Source organism: Cupriavidus sp. 05T41, from assembly GCF_056396525.1.
Map to the genome: position 1 here is coordinate 1 of NZ_JBFTLQ010000108.1, position 22,221 is coordinate 22,221.

General features: G+C 69.9%; 24 protein-coding genes. 9 read left to right on the top strand and 15 right to left on the bottom strand.

Features of this window, described 5'->3' with window-relative positions:
* Both AC1DKV_RS36210 and AC1DKV_RS36215 read left to right on the top strand, forming a co-directional pair.
* A partial coding sequence (locus AC1DKV_RS36210; protein ID WP_477139258.1) for a 4'-phosphopantetheinyl transferase family protein occupies positions 1 to 510 on the top strand: 510 nt, incomplete at its 5' end.
* Positions 511 to 659: 149 nt separating this feature from the next.
* Positions 660 to 1,769 carry a Rieske 2Fe-2S domain-containing protein gene (locus AC1DKV_RS36215; RefSeq protein ID WP_441623923.1) on the top strand — a complete coding sequence of 370 codons (1,110 nt, stop codon included), beginning with the start codon at positions 660 to 662 and terminating at the stop codon, positions 1,767 to 1,769.
* A gap of 45 nt (positions 1,770 to 1,814) precedes the next feature.
* Here AC1DKV_RS36215 and AC1DKV_RS36220 read toward each other — a convergent pair whose 3' ends face one another.
* The 7 genes from AC1DKV_RS36220 to AC1DKV_RS36250 form a co-directional block, all read right to left on the bottom strand.
* Positions 1,815 to 2,570: an IclR family transcriptional regulator gene (locus AC1DKV_RS36220; protein WP_477139274.1), complete on the bottom strand. Its 756-nt coding sequence runs from the start codon at positions 2,568 to 2,570 to the stop codon at positions 1,815 to 1,817.
* A gap of 148 nt (positions 2,571 to 2,718) precedes the next feature.
* Positions 2,719 to 3,711 (bottom strand): Bug family tripartite tricarboxylate transporter substrate binding protein, encoded by a 993-nt coding sequence (locus AC1DKV_RS36225; RefSeq protein ID WP_441623925.1) that lies wholly within the window; start codon positions 3,709 to 3,711, stop codon positions 2,719 to 2,721.
* Positions 3,712 to 3,790: 79 nt separating this feature from the next.
* A complete protein-coding gene (locus AC1DKV_RS36230; protein ID WP_477139259.1) occupies positions 3,791 to 5,014 on the bottom strand; it encodes a CaiB/BaiF CoA transferase family protein in 1,224 nt (407 codons plus the stop codon).
* A 318-nt stretch (positions 5,015 to 5,332) separates the two neighbouring features.
* Positions 5,333 to 5,710, bottom strand: a complete 378-nt coding sequence (locus tag AC1DKV_RS36235) for a hypothetical protein (RefSeq protein WP_441623929.1) — start codon at positions 5,708 to 5,710, stop codon at positions 5,333 to 5,335.
* Positions 5,711 to 5,853: 143 nt separating this feature from the next.
* Positions 5,854 to 6,222, bottom strand: a complete 369-nt coding sequence (locus AC1DKV_RS36240) for a VOC family protein (RefSeq protein ID WP_477139260.1) — start codon at positions 6,220 to 6,222, stop codon at positions 5,854 to 5,856.
* A gap of 38 nt (positions 6,223 to 6,260) precedes the next feature.
* Positions 6,261 to 7,112, bottom strand: coding sequence for an S-formylglutathione hydrolase (fghA, locus tag AC1DKV_RS36245; RefSeq protein WP_441623932.1), 852 nt, complete (start codon positions 7,110 to 7,112; stop codon positions 6,261 to 6,263).
* 13 nt (positions 7,113 to 7,125) lie between these two features.
* Positions 7,126 to 8,232, bottom strand: a complete 1,107-nt coding sequence (locus AC1DKV_RS36250) for an S-(hydroxymethyl)glutathione dehydrogenase/class III alcohol dehydrogenase (RefSeq protein WP_477139261.1) — start codon at positions 8,230 to 8,232, stop codon at positions 7,126 to 7,128.
* Positions 8,233 to 8,516: 284 nt separating this feature from the next.
* Between AC1DKV_RS36250 and AC1DKV_RS36255 the strand changes: the two genes are divergently transcribed.
* Positions 8,517 to 9,326, top strand: a complete 810-nt coding sequence (locus tag AC1DKV_RS36255) for an IclR family transcriptional regulator (protein ID WP_477139262.1) — start codon at positions 8,517 to 8,519, stop codon at positions 9,324 to 9,326.
* A gap of 25 nt (positions 9,327 to 9,351) precedes the next feature.
* Here AC1DKV_RS36255 and AC1DKV_RS36260 read toward each other — a convergent pair whose 3' ends face one another.
* The 8 genes from AC1DKV_RS36260 to AC1DKV_RS36295 form a co-directional block, all read right to left on the bottom strand.
* A complete protein-coding gene (locus tag AC1DKV_RS36260) occupies positions 9,352 to 10,335 on the bottom strand; it encodes a bifunctional helix-turn-helix transcriptional regulator/GNAT family N-acetyltransferase (RefSeq protein WP_477139263.1) in 984 nt (327 codons plus the stop codon).
* A gap of 136 nt (positions 10,336 to 10,471) precedes the next feature.
* The gene (locus AC1DKV_RS36265) at positions 10,472 to 10,822 is read right to left on the bottom strand and encodes an AtuA-related protein (RefSeq protein WP_477139264.1); all 351 of its coding nucleotides are present in this window, start codon (positions 10,820 to 10,822) and stop codon (positions 10,472 to 10,474) included.
* A 10-nt stretch (positions 10,823 to 10,832) separates the two neighbouring features.
* Positions 10,833 to 12,185 (bottom strand): acyclic terpene utilization AtuA family protein, encoded by a 1,353-nt coding sequence (locus tag AC1DKV_RS36270; RefSeq protein WP_477139265.1) that lies wholly within the window; start codon positions 12,183 to 12,185, stop codon positions 10,833 to 10,835.
* Positions 12,186 to 12,214: 29 nt separating this feature from the next.
* Positions 12,215 to 13,210, bottom strand: a complete 996-nt coding sequence (locus AC1DKV_RS36275) for a Bug family tripartite tricarboxylate transporter substrate binding protein (RefSeq protein WP_477139266.1) — start codon at positions 13,208 to 13,210, stop codon at positions 12,215 to 12,217.
* Positions 13,211 to 13,621: 411 nt separating this feature from the next.
* Entirely contained in the window at positions 13,622 to 14,017 is a 396-nt protein-coding gene (locus AC1DKV_RS36280; protein WP_441623945.1) for a mechanosensitive ion channel protein MscS, read from the bottom strand.
* A gap of 147 nt (positions 14,018 to 14,164) precedes the next feature.
* Positions 14,165 to 14,449: a hypothetical protein gene (locus tag AC1DKV_RS36285; RefSeq protein ID WP_477139267.1), complete on the bottom strand. Its 285-nt coding sequence runs from the start codon at positions 14,447 to 14,449 to the stop codon at positions 14,165 to 14,167.
* A 165-nt stretch (positions 14,450 to 14,614) separates the two neighbouring features.
* Positions 14,615 to 15,958, bottom strand: coding sequence for an NTP/NDP exchange transporter (locus AC1DKV_RS36290; protein ID WP_477139268.1), 1,344 nt, complete (start codon positions 15,956 to 15,958; stop codon positions 14,615 to 14,617).
* Positions 15,959 to 15,965: 7 nt separating this feature from the next.
* Complete coding sequence (locus tag AC1DKV_RS36295; RefSeq protein ID WP_441623951.1) at positions 15,966 to 16,889, bottom strand: aldo/keto reductase; 924 nt, start codon at positions 16,887 to 16,889, stop codon at positions 15,966 to 15,968.
* A 229-nt stretch (positions 16,890 to 17,118) separates the two neighbouring features.
* Between AC1DKV_RS36295 and pobA the strand changes: the two genes are divergently transcribed.
* The 6 genes from pobA to AC1DKV_RS36325 all read left to right on the top strand — a co-directional run.
* Positions 17,119 to 18,309, top strand: coding sequence for a 4-hydroxybenzoate 3-monooxygenase (pobA, locus tag AC1DKV_RS36300; protein ID WP_477139269.1), 1,191 nt, complete (start codon positions 17,119 to 17,121; stop codon positions 18,307 to 18,309).
* A 105-nt stretch (positions 18,310 to 18,414) separates the two neighbouring features.
* Positions 18,415 to 19,281 (top strand): branched-chain amino acid ABC transporter permease, encoded by an 867-nt coding sequence (locus AC1DKV_RS36305; RefSeq protein ID WP_477139275.1) that lies wholly within the window; start codon positions 18,415 to 18,417, stop codon positions 19,279 to 19,281.
* A complete protein-coding gene (locus AC1DKV_RS36310) occupies positions 19,278 to 20,312 on the top strand; it encodes a branched-chain amino acid ABC transporter permease (protein ID WP_477139270.1) in 1,035 nt (344 codons plus the stop codon). The genes AC1DKV_RS36305 and AC1DKV_RS36310 overlap by 4 nt, the downstream gene beginning before the upstream one ends.
* Positions 20,309 to 21,061, top strand: a complete 753-nt coding sequence (locus AC1DKV_RS36315) for an ABC transporter ATP-binding protein (RefSeq protein ID WP_477139271.1) — start codon at positions 20,309 to 20,311, stop codon at positions 21,059 to 21,061. Before AC1DKV_RS36310 ends, AC1DKV_RS36315 begins: the two co-directional genes overlap by 4 nt.
* Positions 21,054 to 21,755: an ABC transporter ATP-binding protein gene (locus AC1DKV_RS36320; RefSeq protein ID WP_477139272.1), complete on the top strand. Its 702-nt coding sequence runs from the start codon at positions 21,054 to 21,056 to the stop codon at positions 21,753 to 21,755. Before AC1DKV_RS36315 ends, AC1DKV_RS36320 begins: the two co-directional genes overlap by 8 nt.
* A gap of 54 nt (positions 21,756 to 21,809) precedes the next feature.
* Positions 21,810 to 22,221 (top strand): DUF6869 domain-containing protein (locus AC1DKV_RS36325; protein ID WP_477139273.1); only part of this gene is annotated, 412 nt, incomplete at its 3' end.

Below are 22,221 nucleotides of genomic sequence, written 5' to 3' on the forward strand. Positions count from 1 at the left end.
TGGCAGGACTGGACGCTCGGCGCGGCGCCGGACGGCCCGCCGCAGGCCAGCGGGCCGGCGGCGGCGTTTCTTTCCATTTCCCATGCCGGCGGGCTGGTCGCCTGCGCCGTCGGCGATGCCMCGCTCGGGCTCGACCTCGAACGCGTGCAGCCGCGCAAGGGGCTCGACGCACTGATCGCGGCGGTCAGCAGCGAAGCCKAGCGCGCCGCCATGCCGGCCTTGCTCGCCGCCAGCGACGAGCCGGCGCGGCTCGACGCCTTCTTCCGGCTCTGGACCCTGAAGGAAGCCTGGCTCAAGCGTACGGGCGGCGCCCTGTTCCAGACCATGCTCGGCCAGTCCGTGGCCGTGTCGCCGGCCGCCGGCGCAAGCGCCCATGCCGCCAACGCCTGCACCTGGCGCCACGGCGATGCCATGCTGGCGCTCAGCGCCGGTCCGCCCGCCACGCTCGCCGGGGCCTTGCCCGACGGCATCCGCTACTGGCATCTCGCGGCGGTCGGGCAAGCGGCCTGACGGTCACGCTGCCGGCAAGGCTTTGCCGTGCGTCGGAGACGCGCCTACATCGTGCACGCGCGCCTTCGGGTAGACTGGGTACTGCGAGCGCCTCCGCCCMATGCAGCCGGCTCACCGAGATTCCCGAATACGCGAGGAGAATGTCCCCCATGCATGCAGTCCCATTGCTTGACAGCGGTGCCAACAGCAGTGCCAACGACAGTCCCACCGATAGTCCCACCGAAGCCCCCCTGCGCGACCTGCGGCGCGTCGCCATCCATCCGGATCACTGGTATCCGCTGGCCTGGTCGCGCGAAGTCAAGCGCGGCAAGGCGCATGGCGTGCGCTTCGCGGGCGAGCCGATCGTGCTGGTACGCACCGAATCCGGCGCCGTGTTCGCGCTGGAGGACCGCTGCGCGCATCGGCAGGTGCCGCTGCACGAGGGCGTGGTCGCGGGGGAGTCGATTCGCTGCTGCTATCACGGCTGGACCTACGATTGCACCGGCCGCTGCATCGACGTGCCCTACCTGGGCCGCGAACGGCTGCCCAACGGCGTGCGCTCCTACCCCTGCCGCGAGGTCGAAGGCCTGATCTTCGTTTTCCCGGGCAGCGCCGTGCTGGCCGACGAAACCCCGCTGCCCGCGCTGGGCTCGGTATCGAACAAGGCATACAAGACCCGCCGCTTCGGCCGCGAGGTCAAGTGCCACTACTCGTTCATGCACGAGAACCTGATGGACATGAACCACCAGTTCCTGCACCGCCGGCAGATGGGACAGATGCGCGCCCGCTCGCTGGGCCGCCGGCGCGGCGACGGCTGGGTCGAGGTGGACTACACCTTCTCGCGCGAGGAAGGCAAGCAGCCGGTGGGCGAGGCGCTGGTGTTCGGCGGCGGCAAGGGCGGCCAGAACAACAAGGACGTGATGACGGTACGCACCGGCTATCCGTACCAGACGCTGCAGATCCGCACCTCGGAAGGCACGCTGGTGATGGACCTGTGGATCGTCTACGTGCCGCTCGATGCCGAGCAGCGCACCAACCGCACCTTCGGCCTGCTGTCGATCAAGAAGCCGGGCATCCCCGGCGCGCTGGACCTGGCGTGGCCGCTGCTGGTGTGGTTTACCGAACGGATCTTCAAGGAAGACCGCGAGATCGTCGAGATGGAGCAGGCCGCRCACGATGCGCAGGGAGCGGACTGGAACCACGAGGTGTTCCCGGTCATCAACGAGCTGCGCGAATTGCTGCGCGAGAACGGGGGAGACCTGACGCCGCGCCACGGCTGAGGCGGGCGGCCGGCCTGACGGCTGGCCACCCGGCTGCGGGGCGCGCTACTTGGAGAACCGGTTGCGCTCGTCGCGCTCCAGCGTGGAGCAGGCGGTGCGCAGCATGGCCGAGAAGCGCGTCAGCGCCGGTTCGATGCGGTAGACCGGCCCGGCGATCGAGATTCCGTAGCATTCCCCCGACAGCCTCACCGGCCAGGCGAGCGCCCCCACATCGGGCAGGGATTCGCCCAGGTTGATAAAGCAACCCTGCTCGGCGGAGGCTTTCAGCTCGGCCTCGAGCTGGGCGGCGTCCGCCACCGTGCGCGGCGTGAACCGCTCGAAGCTGAGCTGTCSGATCAGCGCCTGGCGCTCGTCCTCCGGCATCACCGACAAGAGCGCCTTGCCGATCGAGTTGGCATGCAGGTCGCGCCGCTCGCCGGCCGTGGCGATGTAGCGGATGGCGTGCGGGGACTCCAGCACGTCCAGGTACACCACCCACCGTCCCTCATGCAGCTTGCCGATCACCACGGTCTCGCCGGTGGCGGCGCGCAGCTCGTGCATGGTGCCGTGCACGCGATCCAGCACCGGATCGTGGCGCGCGATCTGCTGCGCCATGGCCAGCAGGCGCCCGGTCGGGTAGTAACCCTGGCGGCGGCCGGTTTCGTACAGATAGCCCAGCGAGGTGAGGGTGCGGATCAGCGCCAGGCAGCTCGACGCCGGCACCGCCAGCAAGCGGGCCAGTTCCGAGAGCGAGAGCGCGCGCCGCTCGCGCGCGAACGTTTCGATGATCTCGAGCACGCGCAGCGCCGTCTTCACGTTCATCGGCGGCGCCTTGTTGTCGTTGGCGGTCATGGCTTTGCCCGGCCGCGCCGMGAGGCGGCCACGTACCGGGGCGGGTCGGAAAAGAAGCGCTCATCATAGAGCATCGGCAGGCAGTGCCGCGCGTTGTCCCGCCGGCACCTGCCGGCGCTTACTCCGCCTTCACGCCGAGCGATTTCGCCACGGGGATCCAGCGGGCACGCTCGTCCTGGATAAAGCGGCCGAAGTCCGCGGGGCTGCCGGGCATGGGCTGGGCGCCGATGGCGCGCAGTTTTTCCACCAGGTCCGGGCGCGCCAGCGCGTCGTTGACGGCCTTGTTCAGCTCCGCGACCACCGCCGGGCGCGTCCGGGCGGGCGCCACCACGCCGAACCATGCGCTGGCCTCGGTGCCGGCGATGCCGAGTTCCTTCATCGTCGGTACGTCCGGCAGCAGGGGAAAGCGGTTGTTGTCCAGGATCGCCAGCGCCCGGATCTTGCCGGCGCGGGCCTGCTGCATCGACGACGGCAGCGCGTCGTAGATCAGGTCGATATTGCCGCCGATCAGGCTGATGATGGCCGGCGCGCTGCCGGCGAAGGGCACGTGCGTCACCGTGAAGCCCAGCCTGCTCGACGCGTATTCGCCGGCCAGGTGGGTGATATTGCCGCTGCTGGCCGAGCCCATGGTCAGCTTGCCCGGCTCCTTCTTGCCGAGCGCCGCCAGCTCCCGGGCCGACCTGACGCCCAGCTCAGGCCGCACCGACAGCATCAGCGGTGCCTTGCCGAGGCCGGCCACCGGAATGAAGTCTTTGTCCGGGTCGTAGGGCATCTTGCTGTAGAGCGCGCTGTTGATCACCAGCGGGGCGTTGGAGCCGACGAAGAAGGTGCGCCCGTCCGGCTCGGCCCGTGCCACGGTCTCCGCGGCGATCATGCCGGCGGCGCCGGCCTTGTTGTCGATGACGATGGTCGTGCCGAGCGCCGCCGCGGCGTCGTGCGCGACCAGGCGCGTGATCTGGTCCGCCGCGCCGCCGGGCGGGTAAGGCACGACGAAGCGGATCGGTTGCGCGCGGGACAGCGGCTGGGCCTGGGCGTGGGCCGCCGCCGGCAGCGCGGCAGCCGTGGCGGCGGCAATCGCCGCGGCCACGGCCGCGGGGGTGATGTTTCGCATGGTTGTCTCCTCCGTGTTGGCCTGCTTCGGGCCGTTGTTTTCGGATGTCGGCAAATCAGTCGGCGGCCCGCGAGGCCGGTCAGATCACTCCCTTGCCGCGCAGTGCGGCGATGCGTTCCGGCGGCAGGCCGAGGTGCCCGGCCAGCACCGCCTCGGTATGCTCGCCCAGCGTGGGCGCGGCGCGTTCGTACGCGATCGGCGTGCCCGAGAAGCGGATCGGGTTGGCCAGGCCCGGAGCCTCGACACCGGCGCCGTGCGGCAGCGAGACTTGCATCGCGCGGTGCCTGACCTGCGGGTCTTCGAAGACCTGCTGCATGTTGTAGATCGGGCCGCACGGCACGTTGGCAGCCTCCATGCGCTCGACCCAGTCGGCCATGGTCCGCGCCAGCATGGCCTGCGCGATCTGCGGGATCAGCGCGTCGCGGTTGCGGTTGCGTTGCCCGGCGCTGGMGAAGCGTGCGTCGTCGGCCAGATCGGGGCGGCCGATCACCCTGCACAGCGCCGCGTACTGCGTGTCGTTGCCCACCGCCACGATGACGTCGCCCTCGGCGCAGCGGAACACCTGGTAAGGCACCATGTTCGAATGCGCATTGCCCATGCGCTGCGGCACCTTGCCCGAAAGGAAATAATTGATCGCCTKGTAGGAGTTGATCGTCACCACGCAGTCCAGCAGCGCCATGTCGATGTACTGGCCCTCGCCGCTGATATTGCGGTGCTCCAGTGCGGCCAGGATCGCGGTGCTCGCGTACATGCCGGTCAGCAGGTCGCTGATGGCGATGCCGGACTTGACCGGGCCGCCGCCGGGCTCGCCGTCGGGCAGGCCGGTGATGCTCATCAGCCCGCCCATGCCCTGGAAGACGAAGTCATAGCCGGGCAGCGCGGCATAGGGCCCGGACTGGCCGAACCCCGTGATCKAGCAGTAGACCAGCCGCGGGTTCAGCTTGCGCAGGTCCTCGTAGCCCAGGCCGTAGCGCGCCAGCGTGCCTACCTTGTAGTTCTCCACCACCACGTCGGCGTCGCGTGCCAGCTCGCGGATGATCTCTTGCCCCTCGGGCGCGGCCAGGTCGACGGTGATGGACTTCTTGCCGCGGTTGGCGCTGAGGAAATACGAGGAATCGGCCGTCTCGCGGCCGTCGGCGTCCTTGAGGAACGGCGGTCCCCACGCGCGGGTGTCGTCGCCGGTGCCGGGACGCTCCACCTTGATCACCTCCGCGCCCATGTCGGAAAGGTTCTGGGTGGCCCACGGGCCCGCCAGCACACGCGTCAGGTCGAGCACCTTGATGTGGCCGAGCGCCTTGCGCATAGATCTGTCTCCTTGCGTTGAGGCAACCGCGTTTGCGTGCCTTCTGGTTTTGCAGCCCAGTGTAGGGAGGGCGTGGCATGGACGTCCAATATCCATTTGCGCGCGGGCGATTCACGCCGGATATCGGAGAACGAGGAGGGGGAGGGAAAACGKGGGGGAGCGCGGGGAGGCGCCGGGGCGGCCKGGGAGCCGGCCGGCTTCCCGGTGAGAGGCGAGACGGCGCTCAGGAAGAAGCGGGGGGAGAAGGGGGGAAGAAGCGGAGGAAGACGCCGGGGGAGACGCGCAGAGGCGCGGGGGCGCAGTGGCGGTGCTTGCCTGCTATTGGGTAACTTGGGTAACGGCAGGGGCCGGCGCGCCGGCAGCGCCGCTGGTCCCCGGCAGGCTCGTATGCAAGCCGCCATCCGGGCTGGCCGGCGCATTCGCGTCTGCGGAACTATCCTGCGTCCGCTGCCTGCCGCGCCCGCGGCCGCCGCCGCGCATGCCGCTGCCGCCAGCCGGCGTGGCGTGGTTCTGCCGCAATTCCTGGTTGATGCTGTCCACCGTGCGCGGCGACGGCGTCATGCGCGCGAAGTTGCTGTTGATCGCGTTCATGGCCTCGTCGCCCCCGGTAGGCGAGCCTTGCGCCAGCACGGCGGCCGGCAGGCACAGCACGGCCATCAGGGGAAGCATTCTGAACGGAAGGATGGGGCGGGGCATGGCGGCGTTCTCCGGGCGGACAGGCGATCCGGCCGATGCTAGCCTGCGCCCGCATGGGCGGCAAGGCCGGCGGGCGCGGCTTTGCGTTTCATTCGGCGCGGGCTTGTTTCAACGTATTACCAAGCGGCGCCGGCTGCCCGCGCCTAGCCGATGTTCTGCCCGATGCGCCACAGCACGCCGGACGGATCGATCAGCACGAAGTCGCGCATCTTCCACGGCTGGTCCTGCGGCGGTACCAGCCTGACGCCGTAGCGCCCGCCGATATCCTGTTGCTGCACCTTCTGCCACCATGCCTCCACGTCYWCCACCAGCAGGTGCATCATCAGGTTCTCGGCGAACTCCCGCACATAGAAGTTCTGCAGCAGGAAGCTGCAATTGCCGTGGTGCAGGTAGGCCAGCGTGTCGTCATGCCAGGGCGAGGCAAAGCCGAGGTCCTGGTAGAACTGCCGGGACAGGGCAAAGTCGCGCGCGGGCACGAAGGCCTTGAGTTCGGTGGCGGTCAGGTTGGCCATGTTGCTCCAGGGYACGCGAGGGTTGCGCGGGCCAGCKCTCAGAGCTGCGCCGCGTGGTGCCGGATATGGTCTTCGATGAAGGTCGAGATGAAGTAGTAGCCGTGGTCGTAGCCCTCGTGCCGGCGCAGCGTGAGCGGCTGGCCCGCCGCGGCGCAGGCCGCTTCGAAGGCTTCCGGGTGGAGCTGCCCGGCGAGGAATTTGTCGGCCAGGCCCTGGTCGACTAGGATGCCGCGCGGGAACGGCGCCTGCGCCTGGCCCGACATCAGCGCCGAGGCGTCGTAGCGGGCCCAGGCCGCACGGTCTTCGCCCAGGTAGCGGCTGAACGCCTTCTCGCCCCAGGGGCAGCGCGTCGGCGCGGCGATGGGCGCGAAGGCGGAGACCGAGCGGAAACGCTCCGGATGGCGCTGCGCGAGCACCAGCGCGCCGTGTCCGCCCATGGAGTGGCCGAACACGCCGACCCGTTCCGGGTCGGCCGGCAGCTCGGTGCAGGCGATGCCGAACAGTTCCTGCGTGAGGTAGCTTTCCATGCGCCAGTGCTGGCGCCAGGGCGCCTGCGTGGCGTCGACGTAGAAACCGGCGCCGGCGCCGAAATCCCATGACTCGGCCTCGCCGGCGATGCCGGTGTCGCGCGGGCTGGTATCGGGCGCCACCAGGATCAGGCCGTGCTCGGCGGCGGCACGCTGGGCGCCGGCCTTGATCATGAAGGTTTCCTCGGTGCAGGTCAGGCCCGCCAGGTAGAACAGCGCGGGCAGGCGCCGCGCCGGCGTGGCCAGGGCCGCCGGCGGCAGGAACACCGAGAAGCGCATCGGCAGRCCGATGGTGCCCGAGGCGTGCCGGTAGAAGCGCTGGACGCCGCCGAAGCAGCCGTGTTCGGAGAGCAGTTCGAGCATGGCGCGCCCCGGCTCAGTACAGCACKACCGAGCGGATCGACTCGCCGCGCTTCATCAGGTCGAAGCCCTCGTTGATGCGCTCCAGCGGCAGGGTGTGGGTGATGAGGTCGTCGATATTGAGCTTGCCTTCCATGTACCAGTCGACGATCTTCGGCACGTCGGTGCGGCCACGCGCGCCACCGAAGGCCGAGCCCTTCCATTCGCGGCCGGTGACCAGCTGGAACGGACGGGTGGAGATTTCCGCGCCGGCTTCGGCCACGCCGATGATGATCGACTTGCCCCAGCCCTTGTGGCAGCACTCCAGCGCCTGGCGCATGACCTTGGTGTTGCCGATGCACTCGAAGGAATAGTCGGCGCCGCCGTCGGTGAGCTGGACGATATGGTCCACCACGTTCKSSACGTCSTTSGGGTTGAYGAARTGGGTCATGCCGAACTTGCGCGCCATCGCCTCGCGGCCCGGGTTCAGGTCCACGCCGATGATCTTGTCGGCGCCGACCATCCTGGCGGCCTGGATCACGTTCAGGCCGATGCCGCCGAGGCCGAACACCACCACGTTCGCACCCGCTTCCACCTTGGCGGTGAACAGCACCGCGCCCACGCCGGTGGTMACGCCGCAGCCGATGTAGCAGACCTTGTCGAACGGTGCGTCGGGGCGGATCTTGGCCAGCGCGATCTCCGGCACCACGATGTGGTTGGCGAAGGTGGAGGTGCCCATGTAGTGGAAGATGGGCTTGCCGTCGATGGAAAAGCGCGAGGTGCCGTCCGGCATCAGGCCCTTGCCCTGGGTGGAGCGGATCGCCTGGCACAGGTTGGTCTTGCGCGACAGGCAGAACTTGCACTGGCGGCATTCCGGCGTGTAGAGGGGGATCACGTGGTCGCCGGGCTTGAGCGAGGTCACGCCCGGGCCCACTTCGGTGACGATGCCCGCGCCCTCATGGCCGAGGATGGCCGGGAAGATGCCTTCCGGATCGGCGCCGGACAGGGTGTAGTAATCGGTGTGGCAGATGCCGGTGGCCTTGATCTCCACCAGCACCTCGCCGGCGCGCGGGCCGTCCAGGTCGACCTCTTCCACGGTCAGGGGGGCGCCGGCTTTCCAGGCGATGGCGGCTTTGGTCTTCATGATCGTTTTCCTTGGTGGTGGCGGCGTCGGGCGGGCCGGCGCGGTGTCGGGGCGGTGTCGGGGCGTGCAACCATAGCCGGTGCCGGGCTTCGGGGGAAGGGCGGGCGCCAGGCGATGTTTTCGTCAGGGAAGAATATACGACCATCCGGCTGGCCGCGGACGCCCGAAGCGGCGGATTTGGCCTTCTGCGCTTCCGGTTTGGCCAGAATTGCGGGTGCCCCCGGGCAGAAGCCGGAATCACCCCGATTGACCGGACGGGGCGCGGCCGCTTAAATGCGCAAGCCATGCCAGACGACCCAACGTTGCCTACCGTACCGCCTCCGGCCGGTGCCCCCGCCTCGCGCGCCTCCCCGGTGCAGCGTGCCCTGTGGATCCTGCGCGCCTTGTCCGATCCGCAGGTGCGTMGCCTGTCCGAYGTGGCGCGCGCCACCGGCCTTGATCCCGCCACCGCATCGCGCCTGCTGGAGTTGCTGGTGGCCGAAGGCTTTGTCACGCGCGACAGCGCCCGCCGCTTTGGCATCGGCCCGGAKATCTTCCAGCTGGCCGATGTGGCGCAGCGCCGCGTGGACCTGCGCGCGCTCGCGCGGCCGAGCCTGGAGCGGCTGGTGGAAGCGTTCGKGGACACGGCGGTGCTGACCCTGGCCAGCCGGGGCGAATCGGTGGTGGCCGATATCGAGCTGGGCACCTTTCCGATCCGCGCCAACTATGTGGAAATCGGCACCCGCCGCCCGCTCGGCGTGGGCGCCGGCAGCCTGGCCGTGCTGGCATGGATGCCCGACGCCGAGCGCGCCGCCCGCGCCCGCCTGGGCAAGACCCGGCGCGCGCGCTATCCGCGCCTGACCCCGGAGGTGATCAGCGAGCAGATCGACGCTGCGCGTGGCCGCGGCTACGCGCTGTTCCTGGACTGGGTGGTGGACAAGATGGGCGGCATCGCCGTGCCGCTGCTGGACTACGAAGGCCGGCCCATGGGGGCGTTGAGCGTGGCTGCGCTGAGCGAGCGCATCCTGGCGCGCGAGGCCAGGATGGCGCGCCTGCTCAAGGAAGAAGCGCGCCGCATCACCAGCGCCTGGGCGCGCAGGGTCCTGGTGGACTGATACGTGGCGGCCGCGCTGGTGCCGCTTAGTTGCGCAGGCCGGCCCGGTCGCGCACGAAGCGTTGTTCCAGCACGGTGGCGCCCCATTGCCGGCCCGGCGCCTCGTCCGCCAGTGCGAAGCCCGCGGATTCATAGAGATGGCGCGCGGCGTCCAGCCCCTGGAAGGTCCACAGGTAGGTCTGCGCGTAGCGCGCATCGGCGAATGCCAGCGCACGTTCCAGCAGCTGCCGGCCGATGCCGGTTCCGCGCAGCGACGCATCGGCGATGAACCAGCGCAGGTGGGCCAGCCCGCTGGCAGGGTCGCCATCGATGGCAATGCTCGCCTGCGTCCGCCCGCCTTCGAGGTAGAGCCACAGTCCCTTGTCGGGCGAGGGCAGCGCGGTCGCGAAGGCGGCAAGTTCGGTGGCCACCTTTTGCTCGAAGAAGCTGCCGAAGCCGGCCAGTTGCGCGTAGAAGCGCGCATGCTGGCTTGCGATATCGCCGATGCATCCCGGCTGGTAGCCCTCMACGATGCCGGCACCGGGGCTGGCATCGCCCGCATTGGCGGCGCTGGCGTTGTCGACGGCGAGCGCATCGGCATAGATCGCCACGGCGCGTACCAGCGATTGCTGGTCKGCGGGCGTGAGCCGGCGCAGCGCGCGCGACACCTGCTCGGTGGCGAACTGGTCGATCCTGGCGCGCAGTTGGGCGCCGGCGCCGGTCAGGCGCAAGGTMGCGGAGCGGGCATCGTCGTCCGCTGCCGTGCGCGTCACCAGGCCCATTGATTCCAGCTTGGCCAGTTGCCTGCTGGTGTTCGACTTGTMGAGCCGCAGCAGGCTGGCCAGGTCGCGCGCCTGGATGCCCGGCGCCAGGCCGATCTCGATGATGGCGTGCACGGCCGAGGGCGACAGCTGGCTGTCCGCCAGCGTGGATCGCATGAAGCCCAGTTCCCGCACGAGCTTGCGGGAGAAGGTGCGAAGCGCGGCGATGGTGTCGTCGCGCGATTGCGGCGGCGGTTCGATCAGGTCCATGGCGGTAGCAGGAAGTTGCGGTTCGCAACCATATTAGTTGCGAACCGCAACTTCTTCAAGCCCTTTCCACGGCGCGCACAGCGCACAGCGCGCCGGGCAGCGCGCCACCAAAGCCGCGGCCCKGGCAGGTGGCGGGCTAGCTGGCCTTCCCCCGCAGCAACGGCGCCAGATCATCCGGCACCTCGACCTCGAAGCGCAGCACCGCGCTGGCCAGGGCCTTGCCGTAATTGTCGAGCGCCAGGCTGCGCKACACGCCGCCGCCCAGTGCGCCGTGCGCGACGAAATTCAGCACCTGCAAGCCGTCGGCCTCGAAGCGCTCGACCTTGCCGGTCACCACGCCGCCATAGAGCGCCTTGAAGGCGTCCGCGGTGAGTTGTGCCTTGAGGCAGGGATAGAAGGCGGGTTCGTAGGCAATCACCGAGGTGTTGGAGATATCGCCCTTGTCGCCGGATCGGGTATGCGCCAGGCGCCGTAGTGAAACCTTCATCGCGGGGACCTCAAAAGTAGTGGATTTCGGAGCTGACCTGCGTGCGCTGCACCAGCGCGGACCACACGCCRATGATCTCGCGCGTGCGTTCCTGGTGCGGCACGCGCTTGCCGGTGGAAGCCAGCCCGCACACCGCCATGCTGTCGATCTCGCGGCCCACCTTGGCCGCTTCGGCGCGGGTGCGGGTGCGCGCGGCCACCCGCACGGCGATCTCGTTGGGCTCGCAGGCCGGCGCCGGCGAAGCATCCCCGTGGATGGCATTGACGCCAAGGAAGTCGATGCGCAGCGCCTGCGCGTCCAGCCCMGCCAGCCGGAACCGGTGCTCCAGGATGGTCTTGGCCAGCCGCGCCTTCTCCAGGCAGCCGGGCCCGGCGTAGAAGAACATGTCCTCGCCGATGAAGCCCTCGGTGCAACCCAGCGAGACCTTGAGCGTGGGCGTGCGGGGCGATCCGCTGACGCCGCTCACGCGGACCTGGTCGGGGCCGACCTGTTCCAGTTGCGCCGTGGTGAAATCCACCACCACGTCCGGCGTGATGTAGCGGCGCGGGTCGTGCACCTCGTAGAACATCTGTTCCTTCACCGTCTGCAGGTCGATGCGGCCGCCGGTGCCGGCCACCTTGGAGATCACGGCGGTGCCGGCTGCATCCACTTCGGCGATGGGGAAGGCAAGGTTCCAGGGCTCGGGCACGTCCTTGTAGCCGGGATCGCCGAAGTAGCCGCCGGTCACCTGCGCGCCGCATTCGAGCAGGTGGCCGATGGCGCTGCCGCGCGCCAGCAGTTCGATCTCGTGCGCGCCCCAGCCGAAGCTGTGCATCATCGGCGCGAGGAACAGGGAGGGATCGGCCACGCGGCCGGTGACCACGATCTGCGCGCCGGCTTCCAGCGCGCGCACGATGGGCTCGGCTCCTTCGTAAGGCTCGGCGGAAATCAGCGAGTCGCGCAGCGTGGCGATGGGCGCGCCGCTTTCCAGGATCTCCAGCGGCTGGCTGCAGATGCCGCCGGTCAGGTCCGTGGTGGTGACGGCGGCGATCTTCACGCCGGGCAGGCCGAGTTCCTCGCACAGCCGGGCGATGTGCCGCGCCGCGCCGAGCGGATTGATCCAGCCCTGGTTGCTGACGATGCGCGTGCCCTGGGCAATGCAGTGCGGCAGCACCGCGCGCATGCGCTCGTCGAGGTAKGTGTCGTAGCCTTCGAAGGCGGGGTCGCGCCGCTTGCGCACCTGCGCGGCGGACACCGTGGCCTCGGCCATGGTTTCGAAGCAGAGGAAGTCGAGCTTGCCGTGCTGCGCGCTGAGCGCCGCGGGTTCGACGCGGTCGCCCCACCAGCCCGAGCCCGAGCCGATGCGGATGGTCTTTGCTGCCATGAGGGAATCCTTGGTTCGCTGTTGGGTGTCTACTGGGCCTGGATGCCGGCGCTCCTGATCACGCGCGACCATTTCTCGGTGTCGGCGCGGATCACGGCGGCGAAGGCGGCCGGCGTGTCGCCGCCCGGCACCGCGCCGAGCTGCTCGATACGCTGCCTGACCTCCGGYGTGGCGAGGATGCGCGCCACCGCCTGCTGCAGCCGCGTCACCAGCGCAGGCGGCGTGCCGGCCGGTGCCAGCAGGCCGAACCAGGAATTCACCACATAGCCGGGCAGGCCGGATTCCGCCACGGTGGGCACGTCGGGCAGCACGGGCGCGCGCTGCGGGCTGGTCACCGCCAGCGCGCGCACCTTGCCGGCCTGGATCTGCGCCAGCGCCGACKGCAGGTTGTCATACATGAGGTTGACCTGCCCCGCCAGCAGGTMGGTCATGGCGGGCGCGGCGCCCTTGTAAGGCACGTGCTGCATCTTCACCCCGGCCATGCTGTCGAGCAGTTCGCCCGAGAGATGCGGCGAGCCGCCGGTGCTGGTGGACGCATAGTTGAGTCCGCCCGGCCGCTGCTTTGCCAGCGCGACCAGCTCGGCCACGGACTTGACCGGCAGCGTGGCGTTGGTCAGCAGCACATTGGGCGAGTTGGCCACCAGCGTCACCGGCGCGAAGTCCCTGGCCGAGTCGTATGGCATGCGCGCGTAGATGAACTGGTTGGTCACCTGGGTGCCGAGCGTGCCCATCAGCAGGGTGTAGCCGTCCGGCGCGGCCTTGGCCACGGCGTCCGCGCCGATGTTGCCGCCGGCGCCGGGCCGGTTATCCACCACCACGGTCTGGCCGAGCGCCTCGCCGAGCTTGAGCGCAACCAGGCGCGCGAGGATATCGGTGGTGCCGCCGGGCGTGAATGGCACCACCAGCCGGAGCGGCTTGGCAGGATAGGTGTCGGCAGCATGCGCTGTTTGCGCGGGCAGCACGAGCTGGGCGCACAGGGCGGCGCAGGCCATGGCGGCGAGGCGCAGGGTGACGCGTCGGTTCATCGTTGTCTCCTGGCAGGCGCCGCCGAAGCGGCGGCACGCGCTGATGGCACTGCGTGCGCGGGTGCGCCGCAGCATTTCGTTGATTGAAATCTTTTGCCGACGATCTTATTCACGCGCGGTTCGCAGCGTCAAACAATGGCTGCGAATTTTCATTGAATGAAAATCCGGGGATTTTTGCGCGGGCTCCCGGCGGCTCCGAGGGGAGTGGCTCGCGGCACCGCCGCGGGCGGGCGCGCCGGCGCGTGCGCGCTGCCGGTTGCGCAGGGGCGATGCCGGTGCGTTGGATCAAGTGGGCGTGCTTAGCGTCGGGGGGCGTTGCACTGCGGCTTCGCTGCCGCGCCGCGCCTGCCTGCGCGGTGGACGGCCGCGCGGCGGAGCGCGGCCATGGGCGGCCGGGCGGCCGCCCAGGATTCAGTAGCTGGAGTAGGGTTGCGGATATTGCTGCTGGTAGCCTTGCTCGTAGCCTTGCTGATACGGCTGCGGATACTGCTGCTGGTAGTAGGGCACGGCCTGTACCGGCTGCGGACCGCACGGCACGTAGGCGCGGTGGTAGCTGCTGTAGCAATAGCCCGGGGGCGGCGAGTAGACCGGCGCCGGCGCGGCCATGGCGACCGGCTGGCTGATCACGGCTGCGCCGACGGCCAGGCCAACCAGCGCACCGATGGCCAGCGCTGCCGCGCCGGCGCCGCTATCGCCGCGGTCGCCGCGCCCGTGMGCCGAGGCTGGCCCGGCCGCGAGCAGCGAGGCGGCGAGCAGGCTCGCACCGAGGACACGAACTGCACGGTTGGCACGAGTGGGATTGCGCATGACGGGCTCCTGGATCCTGATGGGGGCCAGCGCAAGCGTGCTGGCCATGAGGTCATCCTAAGCCCAAGGTGTCACTGCAATATTACGGCGCGGTTAGCAGATGTAACGCCGGGGCGACGGCGCACGCCCGTTTCTCCGGCCTTGCCTTCAGGGGGCCGGACGAGCCGGCGGCGGTKGCGATTGGGGTGGCGCAGGCGGCGGCGCTTCGGCCGTCCCGGCTGATGGCGGCGGTGCTTTCTTCTGGTGATGCTTGTGCTTGTGCTTCTTGTGGGGCGCGGGCTGGTGCGGCAGCGGGGTTTGCGTGGCGCGCTCGCCCTGGGCGCGCTGCGGCTGGGGCGGCGGGAGTTGCGACAGCTGGGCATGGGAGACCCCGCCCAGGGTCAGGGCCATGGCGAGCATGGCCGCCTTGAGGGTAAGCAGGCGTGATTGCATGGTGGTTCTTCGAATCCTCGGTGCTTGGTTAGTAATATTCCGTCACCATTATCAGCGGGCMGGAGGCGGTGCAATGYAGGACGAAGGCGGATTCGTGCATCGGCGTTGCCGCGCTGGCAACCTTGCAGGCGTGCCGGGTGCCGCCGTGCCCCGGCTCCGGTCGCGTCATGCCCTGCCTGTGCCGCCGGGTGCCGGTTCCTGTCCGGCCGCCGGCAGTGCCGCCCCGGCATGGCCTTCATGCTGCCGTCCCAGCCACCAGCCCAGCCATGCCCAGGCCAGCGCCAGCGCCGCGCCGGTCAGCGCCACCACGGCGGGGTGGCCGGAGAGGGCATCGATGGCTGTCTTGATCCAGGCGCTGATCGCGTCGCCGGCACGGTAGACGGCGGTGTCGATCACGTTCTTGGCCTTGTACTTGGTCTCGGCGTCCACCACGGTAAACAGCATCTCGCGGCCGGGCCGCAGCAGGGCGTACTCGCCCACGCGGCGCAGGACCATTACCGCGGCCAGCACGCCGAAGGCCGGCCACAGCGCCAGTACCAGGAAGCCGGCGGCCACCGAAAGCGGCACCGCGCTCAGCAGCAGGGTCACGCCATAGCGCCGCGCAATGCGTCCTGAGAAGAAGACCTGCACCAGGATGGTCAGCGCCTGCACGATGGCGTCGATGGCGCTGAACACCTGGGTCTGCTGCGTGCGGCTGGGAAAGGTCTGTGCCACCAGCCTGGCCTGCTCGAAGTAGAGGAAGGTGCTGGCGGTAGCCAGCAGGATCACGAACAGGCTGATGCCAAGCAGGTAGCGCGAGCGTGCCACCAGCGTGAGTCCGGCCCACAGCCCGCCGCCGATGGGCTTGGCCGGATCCTGCGCCACCACCGGATCGTCCGCCCTGGCCACGCCCGCGCCGRCGCGCTTGCGCCAGCCGAACAGGAAGCCCGCGCCCGGCAGCGTTGTCGCCAGCAGCGCCGCCGACAGCAGCATCAGCCCGGTCAGGCCGATGCGCGGGACCAGCCAGCCGCCCAGCAGCGGACCGGCCAGCCCGCCTGCGCTGGCGCCCGCTGCCAGCAGCGCGAACAGGCGCCGTGCCTGGCCGGGACGGAATACGTCCGCCATCAGGCTCCATGCCACCGACACCACGAACAGGTTGAACACCGACAGCCAGACGTAGAACGCCCGCGCCATCCAGATGCTGTCAGGTACTGCGCGCGTGGCCAGCGCGAATGCCACCAGGTTGGCCACGAAGAAAGCGTAGACCCACGGCACGAAGCGGCGGCGCTGCAAGCGCGCGCTGCACAGCCCGTAGATGGGGATGGCCACCAGCATCACCACGAAGGTGGCGGTAAACAGCCACTGCAGATTCTGCACGCCGCCGGCGATGCCCATGGTTTCGCGCACCGGGCGCAACATGAAATAGCTGGCGAACAGGCAGAAGAAGAACAGGAAGCCGGCTGCCACGGCGCTGCCCTCGCCGGGCTGGATGCCTAGCCCGTGGCGGGCCGCGCGCGCGGTGCCGGTCATGGCGCGCTCACGCCAGCAGCGCGGCGATCTGCGCGCGCTGGCGAGCGTCGGGCATKCGGCCAAGGCCGGCGCCAAGGTTGTCCTGCATGTTCTTCGGCTTGGACGTGGCGGGGATGGCCGCGGTCACGGCCGGATGGCTGACGATGAATTTCAGGAACAACTGGCCCCAGGAGGCGCAGTCGATCTCGGCGGCCAGCGGCGGCAGCGCGCGGTCCTTGACGGTGCGGAACAGGCGGCCGTCCTGGAACGGGCGGTTGACCAGCACCGCCACGCCGCGCTCCTGGCACAGCGGCAGCAGCGCGCGCTCGGCGTTGCGCTCGGCCAGGGAGTAGTTGAGCTGGACAAAATCCAGCCGCTCGGCGCGCACGATCTGCGCCAGCGCTTCGTGCGTGTCCTCGCGGTAGTGGGTGATGCCGATATAGCGCGTCTTGCCCTGTTCCTTGAGCTGGCGCAGGAAGCGCAGATTGTCGCGCCAGTCGATCAGGTTGTGTACCTGCAGCAGGTCCACGCCGTCGCTGTGCAGGTCGCGCAGCGATTGTGCCCACTGCGCCTGCGCCGAGCTGCCGGCCGAGGTGGAGATCTTGGTGGCGAGGAACACCTTGCCGCGCGCGTGCGCGCCTTGCAACAGGTCCCCGGTGACGGGTTCCGCGCTGCCGTAGCTCGGCGCGGTGTCGATCACCGCGCCGGGCGTCTGCAGCAGCAACGCCAGCACCTCGGCCAGCGGCGCGCGCTCGCTGGCTTCGGTGCCCACGTTGAAGGTGTCGGCGGTGCCCATGCCGATCACGGGGAGCGTGTCGCGCGTGCCGGGGATCGGGCGGCGCAACGGGCCCTGCGCCGTTGGCCCGGTGGCGGTCCACGCGCCGCCGGACAGGCCGAGGGCCGCGGCGAGACAGGTGCTATGGCTAAGGAAACGGCGTCGATCGGGTGACATGGCGATCTCCCTGCAAGGCAGGCKGACATCTTCTCACAGAAGGCAGTCCCCCGTTGACGGCCGGACGCGCGCCGTTCCCGCAGTGCTTGCCTTGGCCGCCGCCTTTGCGCCAGCGGCAACACCCGATTGCAAAATGAAATCCTGGGTCTGACAATGCCGGGCAACAGAGGCCGGGCGCCTTTCGCCACGGCCCGCGGCCACCCGGCCACAGGGGAGACCAGACACCACCATGCGCACCCAGGTAGCGATCATCGGCGCCGGCCCGGCGGGCCTGCTGCTCGGGCATCTGCTGCGCCGCGCCGGCATCGATGCCGTGGTGCTGGAGGACCGCAGCCGCCGGCACGTGGAGGCGCGCATCCGCGCCGGTGTGCTGGAGCAGAACACGGTGGACCTGCTGGTGGCGTCCGGCGTGGGCGGGCGGCTGCAGAGCCAGGGCATGCGGCACGACGGCATCGACCTCCTGTTCGGCGGCAGGCGCCATCGCATCGACCTGTCCGGGCCGACGGGCGGCCGCGCCATCACGGTGTACGGCCAGCACGAGGTGGTCAAGGACCTGATCGCCGCGCGCCTGGCGGATGGCGCGCCCTTGTACTTCGAGGCCGGCGAGGTGGCGCTGCACGACATCGGCGGCAATGCGCCCTTCGTCACGTTCCGGCACGGCGGGCGCGGCCGCACCCTGCATTGCGACTACATCGCTGGCTGCGACGGCTTCCACGGGGTGTCCCGGCAGGCCATCCCGGTCGCCGCGCTGCAGCTGTTCGAGCGCAGCTACCCGTTTGCCTGGCTCGGCATCCTGGCGCAGGCCGCGCCTGCCGCGCAGGAACTGATCTACGCCAGCCACGAGCGCGGCTTCGCGCTGTTCTCGATGCGCTCGCCCGAGATCACGCGGCTCTACCTGCAATGCCGTCCCGACGAGGATCTTGCGCAGTGGCCGGACGCGCGCATCTGGCAGGAGCTGCACGCGCGCCTCGAGACCGGCGACGGCTGGCGCCTCAACGAGGGGGCGGTGCTGCAGAAGGGGGTGACGCCGATGCGCAGCCATGTGGTCGAGCCGATGCAGCACGGACGGCTGTTCCTGGCCGGCGACGCAGCGCATATCGTGCCGCCGACCGGCGCCAAGGGCATGAACCTGGCGGTGGCGGACGTACGCACGCTGGCGCATGCGCTGGCTGCGCACTACCGCGACKGGCGTGGAGATCTGCTCGCCGCCTACTCCGCGACCTGCCTGCGGCGGGTCTGGCGCGCCGAGCATTTCTCGTGGTGGATGACAGCGCTGCTGCACCGCTTTCCGGATCACACCCCGTTCATGGCGCGACTGCAGCGCGCGGAACTGGAGTACGTTGCGGCGTCGCCGGCCGCCGCCGCGGCGCTTGCGGAAAACTACGTCGGCCTGCCGTTTGCCCGTATCGAGGGCGAATAAGCCGGCCCAATCAGCACAACAGGAGGTTTTCATGACACAGCGCGGTTGCCCCGCATCGCCACCGACACCGGCATCGCAGCCACCGCAGCCCGGGGCGGGCCGGCCATGACCGGCACGCTGGCCGGGGTACTGTTMGACGGCGTGGCCTATGGCTGCMTGCTGTTCCTGATCAGCGTGGGGCTGTCGGTCACCATGGGGCTGATGAACTTCGTCAACCTGGCGCACGGCGCCTTCGCCATGTTCGGCGGCTACGTGGCGGTGGTGCTGATGAGCCGGGCCGGGGTGCCATTCCTGGCTACGCTGCCGCTGGCCTTCGCCGGGGCGGCGGCGGTGGGCTGGGTGCTGGAGCGCACCCTGTACCGGCGGCTTTACCGCGCCAGTCATCTCGACCAGGTGCTGTTTTCGATCGGGCTGACCTTCATGTCGATCGCCGGCGCCACCTACCTGTTCGGGCCCGGGCAGCAGCCGGTGGAACTGCCGGGCTTCCTGCGCGGGCAGGTGCGCCTCGGCGGGCTGGACCTTGGCGCCTACCGGCTGTTCCTGATTGGCGTGGTGGTGGCGATCACCGCCGCGCTGGGCTGGCTGGTCGCGCGCACGCGCTTCGGCGCGCAGGTGCGCGCGGCGGTCGACAACCAACAGGCGGCGCGCGGGCTCGGCATCAACGTGGAGCGCGTGTTCAGCCTGACCTTCGCGCTCGGTTCCGCGCTGGCGGGGCTGGGCGGGGGGCTGGGCATCGATGTGCTCGGCCTCGATCCCGCCTTCCCGCTCAAGTACATGGTGTACTTCCTGCTGGTGGTGGCGGTGGGCGGCGCGGGCACCATCCGCGGGCCGMTGGTGGCGGCGCTGCTGCTGGGCGTGGCCGACGTGGCCGGCAAATACTACGTGCCCGCGGTGGGCGCCTTCGTCATCTATGCGCTGATGGTGCTGCTGCTGGTGCTGTTCCCGGCCGGCCTCTACGGGAGGCGGGCATGAGCGCCGTGGACAAGGCCCGCGCCCCCGCCGTGGCGGACACGAAGGGCAATGCGCGCGGCACGCGGCTGCCGKACGGGCGCTGGCACCCCGGCGAGATCGTGTTCTGGCTGCTGCCGGTGGCGGCGTTTTTCCTCCTGCCGGGCTACCTGATCCTCGGCAGCCAGGTGCTGATCACCGGGCTGTTCGCGCTCTCGCTGGACCTGCTGCTGGGCTACGCCGGCATTGTGTCGCTCGGGCACGCGGCCTTCTTCGGGCTGGGCGCCTATACCGCCGGCCTGCTGGCCGCGCATGGCTGGGGCGAGCCGCTCAGCGGATTGCTGGCCGCCGCCGCGGTGGCCGGTGCGGCAGGGTGGCTGGCGAGTTTCCTGGTGGTGCGCGGTGGCGACCTCACGCGGCTGATGGTGACGCTCGGCATCGGGCTGATGCTGTTCGAGGCGGCCAACAAGGCGGCCTTCATCACGGGCGGCGTGGATGGCTTGTCGGGCGTGACCATGGCGCCGCTGCTCGGCCTGTTCGAGTTCGACCTGTTCGGCAAGACGGCCTATCTCTACAGCCTGGCGGTGGCCTTCGCRCTGTTCGTGCTGGTACGCAGGCTGGTGCAGTCGCCGTTCGGACTGTCGCTGCGCGGCCTGCGCGAAGGGGCACGCCGGATGCCGGCACTGGGGGCGAACGTGCCGCGCCGGCTCGGCGCGGTGTTTGCMGTGGCGGCGGCGCTGGCGGGCGTGGCGGGCGGCCTGCTGGCGCAGACCACCCAGTTCGTCGGCATGGACGTGCTGGGCTTTCCGCGCTCGGCGGAACTGCTGGTGATGCTGGTGCTGGGCGGCACCGGGCGGCTGTATGGCGCCTTGCTGGGGGCGGCGGCCTTCATGATCGCGCAGGATGTGCTGGCCGGCATCGATCCGGTCTACTGGCAGTTCTGGATCGGCCTGCTGCTGGTGGTGATCGTGCTGTTTGCGCGCGGTGGCCTGATGGGGGCCATCGACGTGGTGCGCGGCGCCCTCGGGCGCGTCGCGCGCAAGGGGCAGCCATGACCGCGATGCTGCGTACCGAAGGCCTGTCCAGGTCCTGGGGCGGCTTTGCCGCCAACAGCGATATCTCCCTGCGCTTCGCGCCTGGCGCCCGCCATGCGCTGATCGGGCCKAACGGCGCGGGCAAGACCACCTTCATCAACCTGCTCACCGGGGCGMTGCCGCCCACCGCCGGCAGCATCTGGCTCGGCGACGAGGACATCACCAGGCTGCCCCAGCACGCGCGCGTGCGTCGCGGCATGACGCGCACCTTCCAGATCAACACCCTGTTCCCGGGGCTGACGGTGCTGGAATCGGTGGTGCTGGCCGTGGCCGAGCGCAGCGGCGCCTGGCGCATCTGGGGCCGCACCGTAGCCTCGCAGCGCGCGCTGGCGGACGAAGCCATGGCCGTGCTGGCCAGCCTGCGTCTCGACGCCGACGCCGATACCGCGACGCGCAACCTGCCTTACGGCAAGCAGCGCCTGCTGGAGATTGCGCTGGCGCTGGCCACGCGGCCGGCCATCCTGCTGCTGGACGAACCCGCCGCCGGCATCCCGGCCGGCGAGAGCGCGGAGCTGTTCGGCGTGATTGCCGCCCTGCCGCGCGATATCACCATCCTCTTCATCGAGCACGACATGGACCTGGTRTTCCGCTTYGCCGAGCGCATCACGGTGCTGGTGGSSGGCCGCGTGCTGGTCGAAGGCACGCCGGCGCAGATCGGCGCCGACCCGCGCGTGAAGGAGGTCTACCTCGGGGAGGCCGCGCATGACTGAGCTGCTACGGGTGGAGGGCCTGGCGGCGGGCTATGGCGACGCCGTGGTGATCGACGACATCGGCTTCACGTTGCAGGCAGGCGAAAGCCTGGCCTTGCTGGGCCGCAATGGCGTGGGCAAGAGCACGCTGCTGATGACGCTGATGGGCCTGACCCGGCAGCGGCGCGGCGGCCTGCACTGGCAGGGGCGCGACCTGGCCCGCATGGCCACCCACCAGCGCGCCGCGGCCGGCCTGGGCTGGGTGCCGCAGGAGCGCTGCATGTTCGCCTCGCTGACCGTGGAGGAGCACCTCACCGCGGTGGCGCGCCCGGGGCACTGGAACGTAGCGCGCGTCTACGAAGTCTTCCCGCGCCTGCGGGAGCGGMGCGCCAACCTGGGCAACCAGTTGTCCGGAGGCGAGCAGCAAATGGTTGCAATCGGACGCGCGCTCATGGTTAACCCGTCTCTACTATTACTGGATGAGCCGATGGAGGGTTTGGCGCCTATCATTGTTCAGGAATTGCAGCAGGTGATTCGCCGGCTGATCGAAGACGGCGGCATGGCGGTKATCGTGGTGGAGCAGCATGCGCGCCTGGCGCTAGGCATGACCCGGCGCGCCATGGTGCTCGACCGGGGCAGGGTGGTACATGAATCGACCAGCGCGGAGTTGCTGGCGGACAAGGGCAAGCTGGACCGGATGCTGGGCGTTGCCTGAGCCATGGCTGCGGGCCAAGCCCATTCCTTTCAAGGCGGGTAGTTCCGGGGGACTATGGAAACCCATGAGCAGAAGCGTCTGGTCAACGCCTATATCAAGCGTTACAGCCGGTATGACCCGGCCATTGGCCGGCACGAGGTACGTTCGTTCTGGGTGTGGCAGGCCTGCGACTGGCTCTGCGTCAACGACCCGGCGGGGCTCTGGGAACTGGTGCTGGCTGTCCTGGGCCGCACCGACAGCGCCCGGGTGCTCGCCGMGCTGGCAGCCGGCGAGCTCGAAGACCTGATCGAGTACCACGGTCCGGCATTCATCGGGCGCATCGAGCAGCAGGCCGCGCGCGACCCGCGCTTTCGCCGCCTGCTGTGCAATGTGTGGCGCAGCTCCACGCCCGAGGTATGGGCGCGCGTGCTGGCCGCCAGCGATGGCAATTTCAACGAGGTGCCGCAGCGCGCGATGTGGGTCTGCT